The sequence below is a fragment of the Caulobacter sp. CCH9-E1 genome (assembly GCF_001556515.1).
GTDB lineage: Bacteria > Pseudomonadota > Alphaproteobacteria > Caulobacterales > Caulobacteraceae > Caulobacter.
Window position 1 is genome coordinate 1 of sequence record NZ_LSJA01000069.1, and the last position, 6248, is coordinate 6248.

Annotated in this window: 6 protein-coding genes; 2 read left to right on the plus strand and 4 right to left on the minus strand. The window is 70.7% G+C overall.

All coding sequences use genetic code 11. The annotated features are described in order from the left end of the window. Positions 1–201: 201 nt before the first annotated feature. Positions 202–981, plus strand: coding sequence for a hypothetical protein (locus AX690_RS03420; RefSeq protein WP_082769474.1), 780 nt, complete (start codon positions 202–204; stop codon positions 979–981). Here the strand turns inward: AX690_RS03420 and dprA are convergent. Further along, on the minus strand, positions 978–2075 hold the full coding sequence (gene dprA, locus AX690_RS03425; protein WP_066681200.1) for a DNA-processing protein DprA: 1098 nt from the start codon (positions 2073–2075) through the stop codon (positions 978–980). The two genes, AX690_RS03420 and dprA, sit on opposite strands and share 4 nt — an antisense overlap. Beyond that, complete coding sequence (gene plsY, locus AX690_RS03430) at positions 2072–2722, minus strand: glycerol-3-phosphate 1-O-acyltransferase PlsY (RefSeq protein ID WP_066681199.1); 651 nt, start codon at positions 2720–2722, stop codon at positions 2072–2074. The genes dprA and plsY overlap by 4 nt, the downstream gene beginning before the upstream one ends. A gap of 112 nt (positions 2723–2834) precedes the next feature. Here plsY and AX690_RS03435 point away from each other — a divergent pair, with 112 nt between their 5' ends. Then, a complete protein-coding gene (locus tag AX690_RS03435; RefSeq protein ID WP_066730289.1) occupies positions 2835–3500 on the plus strand; it encodes a hypothetical protein in 666 nt (221 codons plus the stop codon). On the opposite strand, the gene pyrC is transcribed toward AX690_RS03435, so the two are convergent. Together pyrC and AX690_RS03445 are read right to left on the minus strand one after the other, a co-directional pair. Beyond that, positions 3497–4798, minus strand: a complete 1302-nt coding sequence (gene pyrC, locus AX690_RS03440) for a dihydroorotase (RefSeq protein ID WP_066681197.1) — start codon at positions 4796–4798, stop codon at positions 3497–3499. The two genes, AX690_RS03435 and pyrC, sit on opposite strands and share 4 nt — an antisense overlap. 184 nt (positions 4799–4982) lie before the next feature. After that, a complete protein-coding gene (locus AX690_RS03445; RefSeq protein WP_066681195.1) occupies positions 4983–5981 on the minus strand; it encodes an aspartate carbamoyltransferase catalytic subunit in 999 nt (332 codons plus the stop codon). Positions 5982–6248 lie beyond the last annotated feature (267 nt).

Below are 6248 nucleotides of genomic sequence, written 5' to 3' on the forward strand. Positions count from 1 at the left end.
GGGGAAGAAGCCGGCTCGGCAGGACTTCCCCCTCCGGCCTTCGGCCTCCTCCCCCGCTGGGGGGAGGATTTTCCAATCCGTCCGCCTAGGGGCGAAAGCCGTCCTATCGCCATAAAGCTCGACCATTCGCCCACTTCCTGACGCGGACGCGTGGTCCACAAGGCCTTGGGCCGGCGCGTCGGCCCGCGGCGTGGCGAGCAGATGGCGCATCGGAGACGACGGGTCGGGAAGGGCGTGGCCCTGGTCGTGAGCCTCGCCGCGCACGCCGCCGCCTTGGCGGTGCTGCTGACCGCCCACGTGACGCCTTCGCCGCCCGAGCCGCCGTCAGTGCTGGTCTCGCTGATCGATCCGCCGCCGCCACCCCCTCCGCCACCGCCCGCGCCGCACGACGCGCCCAAGTCTCCGGTAATGGCGCCGAAGAAGCCGCCGTCGCCCGAGAAGTCGAAGGACAAGGCTCGGGCCGCGCCGCGCTCGCCGCTGCGCGTGACCAAGGCGCCGATCCCCAAGGATGTGACGCCGCTGGCGGCGAGTCCGAAACCCGCGCCGGCGCGAGTGATGGGGCTTGGCGAGTCGGAACTGATGGGGGCGGCGACGGCCGGATCAGGCGCTGGCGGCGGTGGCGGCGGGGCGGGCTGCGATATGGTCCGGCTGCTGCAGGAGGGCCTGCGCAAGAACCCCCGCGCCCGCGCCTCGCTGATGCGGGCCCATGCGGCCACCGTCGGCGCCGGTCGCGCGCCGCTGGTCTGGAGCGGCGACTGGGTCCGCACGGACGGCGAGGAGGGTGACGGCCTTTCGGGCCTGCGCGAAATGATCATGCTGGAGGTCGCCTTCGCCCCCGCCGCCTGCCGCGCCGAGCCCATGCGGGGGCTGGTGCTGATTTCGCTGAACGACGGCCCCGGCGCCGCGCGCTTCGCCCTGGGCGGCGGTCACTGGCGGTGGTCCGACCTGCTGTTCGCCAAGGGGGCGCGAAGGGGCGGCTAGAGCCCCGCTACCAGGCCGCCGTCCACGAACTCCGCGCGGCCCGCCAGACTCAGCTCCACCAGCGCCGCCATGACCGCCGAGGTGGGCGCGGCGACCGCGCGGATCAGGTCGTTGCGCGAGACGGGCGTCGGCGACAGCAGGGCGGCGACACGCTCCCGCAGGGCGTCCGCGTCGATGTCGGCCGGAGGCTCGGCGTCATAGCCTCGGTCGCGCTCGCGCAGCCGGCTCTCGCCCGCCAGCGACCGCAGCACATCCTCGGCGCCCTCGCAAAGGATCGCGCCCTGGCGGATCAGGTCGTTGGTTCCCTTCGAGCGCGGATCCAGCGGCGAACCTGGAACGGCGAACACGTCGCGGCCCTGTTCGGCGGCCAGCCGCGCGGTGATCAGCGAGCCTGACTTCAGCTCGGCCTCGACCACGACCACGCCTTGCGACAGGCCGGAAATGATCCGGTTGCGGCGCGGGAAGTCCTTAGCCTGGGCGCGGCGGTCGGGCGCGCTCTCCGAAACCACGCAGCCCTCGGCGGCGAGGCGCGCGTACAGCTTGTCGTGTTCGGGCGGATAGATGTCGCCGACGCCGCCGCCCAGCACCGCGACCGTTCCGGTGGTCAGCGCGCCTTCGTGCGCCGCGCCGTCGATGCCGCGCGCCATGCCGGAAACGATCACGTAGCCGGCCGTCCCGAGGTCCGTCGCCAACTGACGAGCGAAGCGCTGGCCCGCGGCCGAGGCGATGCGCGCCCCGACGATGGCGATCGAGGGCTCGGACAGCAGCTCGGCGCGGCCCAGGGCCCACAGCACGGGCGGCGGCGGGTCGAGGGCGGCCAGGCGAGGCGGGAAATCGGGCTCGCACCCGCAGATCAGGCGCGCGCCCAGCTTTTCGCCAGCCTCGAGCTCGCGCTCGATCGTCTCCCGCGTCGGCAAGGCCAGGGGAACGGCGCGGCCGCCCTTGCGGGAAAGGTCGGGCAGGGCCGACAGGGCCCGCTCGGGCGTGCCATAGCGGGCCAGCAGGTGGTCGAAAGCGACGGGGCCGACCGTCTCGGTGCGCGCCAGGCGAAGCCAGGCCAGGCGCTGGATGTCCGAGAGGCGGCCTAGGGTCACGGCGCCTCGGCGGACGCCGGCTCGGCCGGCTTCTTCTTGCCGATCTTCGGCTCTTCGCCCTTGAGCAGGCGCGCGATGTTTTCGCGGTGGCGGATGAAGATCAGGATGGCCATGAAGATCGCCAGGCCGATCAGGGGATGCGGCTGGTCGGTGGCGATGGCGAAGGGGGCGGCCAGGACCGCGGCGGTCAGGGCGGCCAGCGAGCTGATGCGGAAGAGGGCGGCCATGGCCAGCCAGGTGACGGCCGCCAGCACGCCGACCGGCCAGCAGGCGCTGAGCAGCACGCCGTAGAAGGTCGCGACGCCCTTGCCGCCCTTGAACTTCAGCCAGACCGGGAACAGGTGGCCCAGGAAGGCCGCGCCGCCGGCCAGGGCGATCACCGTGGGATTGTCGTGCGTGAGATAGCGGGCCAGCAGCACCGCCACCACGCCCTTGCCCCCGTCGCCCAGCAGGGTGATCAGCGCCAGGTCCTTGCGGCCCGAGCGCAGCACGTTGGTCGCGCCGATGTTGCCCGAGCCGATCTTGCGGATGTCGCCCGCGCCGCCCAGGCGGGTGGCGATCAGGCCAAACGGAATCGAACCCAGCAGGTAACCGCCGACAACGGCGATCGCGAGAGTCAGATAAACGGCAGAGGCGAGACTTTCCACGTTTTCTACCTTAGAGAGAGTTTTGTGCGAGCTCAAGCGCGCCGTGTCGAGGAAGGGTGTAAATCGGTTCGATCCGCTGGCAAAGTCGCGCGGAATCTCGTGGGGGAGCGTAATGGCGGGAACGATGGGCGCGGTTCATGGCGTCGAGGGACGAGGCGGCTGGACCGCGTGGATTCTGGCGACCGCTCTGGCCGAGCTGGTCGGAATACTGCTGGGCGCGTCCTGGTGGGTCTGGGCCGACGGCCTTCTGCCCGAACCGGACGGGCTGTTCTGGCAGATCTCCATGCTTCTGCTGAAGGCGTTGTCGGGCGTGCCCGAGGGCATGGTGCTGGGCCTGGTTCAGGCCAACATGATGAGCCGCCGGTTGCCCGACATCTCGATCGTGCGCTGGACGACGGCGACCTGCGTCGTCGCCATGATCGGCTGGGCGGCGGGGTCGTCGTTCTCGATCTTCGCGCCCAATGCGGGCGGCGCCGACAGCTTCGATCCGACCATTTCACAGACGGTCGCGATGGCGGCGGGCTTCGGCCTGCTGGTCGGCGCGCTGTTCGGCGGCGTGCAGGCGCTGGCCTTGGGCGGCCTGGGCGTGCCGCGCTGGCCCTGGATCGTCGGCAATGCGATCGGCTGGGCGCTGGGTCTGCCGGCGATCTATCTGGCCGCTTCGGGCTTCGCGCTGGGGCCTGTCTGGGCGCTGGGCGCGATCGGCGGCCTGGTGGCCGGCGCCCTGGTCGGGGCGGCGACCGCCGCAGCCTTCGCCTTCATGACGCGGAGGGTTTAGCCCTCCGCGCGGTGGACGACACGGCCGTCGACCACGGTCATCAGCACCTGGCCTTGCAGACGCCGGCCGTCGAACGGCGAGTTCTTGGACTTCGACAGCAGGCGGGCCGCGTCGACGATGATCGGCGCGTCCATGTCGCACAGCACCAGGTCCGCTGGCGCGCCCGGCGCGATGCGGCCGCCGCGCAGGCCCAGCAGCTCGGCCGGCGCCAGCGTCACCGCGCGGATCAGGTCGACGAGGGCGATGCGTTCTTCGTGATACAGCGACAGCAGGGCCGGCAGCAGCGTCTCCAGGCCCACGGCGCCCGGCGCCGCCTCGTCGAACGGCAGGCGCTTGTCCTCGGCGGGGGCGGGGCTGTGCGAGGAAACCACGACGTCGATCAGGCCCGAGGCGAGGGCCTCGATCAGCGCCTGGCGATCGTCCTCGCCGCGCAGAGGCGGGTTGAGCTTGGCGAAGGTGCGGTAGTCGCCGATGTCCAGTTCGTTGAACGACAGGTGGTTGATCGACACCGAGGCGCTGATCCGCAGGCCCTTGGCCTTGGCGCGCGACAGAGTCTCCAGGGCCTGGGCCGAGGTGATCTGGTCGACCAGCAGCTTGCCGCCGGTGGCTTCCAGCAGGGCGACGTCGCGCTCCAGCATGATCCGCTCGGCCATCGGCGAGATCGAGGGCAGGCCCATGCGGCCCGCGAACTCGCCGCCGATCGCCGCGCCACCCTTGCCGAGCCAGGGATCCATCGGACGGTGGGCCAGGAGAGCGTCGAAGCCCTTGGCGTAGGTCAGGACGCGCTGCATGACCTTGCTGTCGACGATCGGCTTGCCGGCGTCGGTGACATAGACGCAGCCGGCCTCGCGCATCAGGCCGATCTCGGCCATCTGCTCGCCCTTCAGGCCGCGCGTCGCCGCTCCGGCCACGAGGATGCGGGCGCTGTCGATGTCGCGAGCCCGGCGCAGGATGAAGTCGACCACGCTGGGATCGTCGATCGCCGGCGCGGTGTCGGGCTGGACGACGAACGAGGTGACGCCGCCGGCCGCGGCGGCCTTGGCCGCCGAGGCGAGGGTTTCCTTGGTCTCGGCGCCGGGTTCGCCGGTGCGGACGCGCAGGTCGATCAGGCCTGGGGCGAGCAGGGCGCCGCTGCAGTCGATGACCCGCACGGCCTTGGACAGCTTGCCGAACTCGCGGCCCTTGGCGACGTCGGTGATGACGCCTTCGGAGACGATAACGCCGCCGGGGCCGTCATAACCGCTTTCCGGATCGACCAGGCGGGCGTTGACGAAGGCGAGGGGCTGGGACGCGGTCATGATTTCGGGCCTCGCGAACCGAACACAAGCATCCGACCTTCCCGGCGAATGCCGGGACCCAGATTCATCCGGTGAATTTGGGGTGATCGCGCCATCCGGCTTGGCTTCAAGCGGCGCTCTTCGTGGGTTCGATCTGGGCCCCGGCATTCGCCGGGGAGGTCGTGAATGTTCAACGGAGCGGTGATCATCGGCCAGCCTCGTCCAAACGAGCGGCCAAGCTGGTCAGCACCGCCATCCGGGCGGCGACGCCCATCTCGACCTGGTCCTGGATCAGGCTGACGGCCGGATCGTCGGCGACGTCGCTGTCGATCTCGACGCCGCGGTTCATCGGGCCCGGGTGCATGACCTTGGCGCCGGGCGCGGCGCGGGAGAGCTTTTCGCGATCAAGACCATAGAAGCGGAAGTACTCGCGGGTCGAAGGCACGAAGGCGCCCTGCATCCGCTCCAGCTGCAGGCGCAGCATCATGACGACGTCGGCGCCGGCCAGGCCCGACTTCATGTCGTGGTGGACGGTCACGCCCCAGCGCTCGGCCTGGGCTGGCATCAGGGTGGGCGGCCCCACCAGGCGCACGCTGGCGCCCAGGGTGTGCAGCAAGGCGACGTTCGAGCGGGCCACGCGGCTGTGCAGCACGTCGCCGCAGATCGCCACGGTCAGCCCGGAGACGCGGCCGAAAGCGCGGCGGATGGAGAGGGCGTCGAGCAGGGCCTGGGTCGGGTGCTCGTGCTGGCCGTCGCCGGCGTTGATCACATGGCCGCTGACCTTCTGGCTGAGCAGGCTGGCCGCGCCCGACGAGGCATGGCGGATGACCAGCAGGTCAGGCCGCATGGCGTTCAACGTGACGGCCGTGTCGATCAGGGTCTCGCCCTTGGCGACCGACGAGGTCTTGGGGTTCATGTTGACGACGTCGGCGCCCAGGCGCTTGCCGGCCAGCTCGAACGAGCTCTGGGTGCGGGTGCTGTTCTCGAAGAACAGGTTCATCAGCGTCCGACCCTTGAGGATGTCCAGGGTCTTGGACGTCTGCCGGTTCAGGGCCACGAAAGCTTCGGCCAAGTCCAGGAGTTCGACGGCCTGAAGCGCGTTCAGGTCGCCGGCGGACAGGAAATGGCGCTTGGGAAAGGCGAAGACGCGGGCGCGGATCGCGTCGATGGCCGCGCGGGCGGGGTCATGGGCTGAAGCCGTCATGAGCCCGCGTCATAGGCGGCTTTGGGCGGGAAGGGAAGCGGAGGGGCGAAAACGCGCTGTGGAGGATGGGGATGGAAGGCCGGAAATCCTCCCCCCGTGGGGGAGGTGGCCCGAAGGACCGGAGGGGGGCGTGGCCGGGTCAACCGGACTTCCCCCTCCGTCGGCTTCGCCGACACCTCCCCCGCTGGGGGGAGGATCTTACGAGCGTTCTCGGGGCTCTATCATCCGCGTATCCGGAATCGAACCCAACGATTTCAACAACTTCCT

Bases quoted from the DNA above. Each gene is read 5' to 3' on its own strand.
- AX690_RS03420 (WP_082769474.1), top strand. From the start codon at position 202: ATGGCGCATCGGAGACGACGGGTCGGGAAGGGCGTGGCCCTGGTCGTG.
- AX690_RS03435 (WP_066730289.1), top strand. From the start codon at position 2,835: ATGGCGGGAACGATGGGCGCGGTTCATGGCGTCGAGGGACGAGGCGGC.
- pyrC (WP_066681197.1), bottom strand. From the start codon at position 4,798: ATGACCGCGTCCCAGCCCCTCGCCTTCGTCAACGCCCGCCTGGTCGAT.
- AX690_RS03445 (WP_066681195.1), bottom strand. From the start codon at position 5,981: ATGACGGCTTCAGCCCATGACCCCGCCCGCGCGGCCATCGACGCGATC.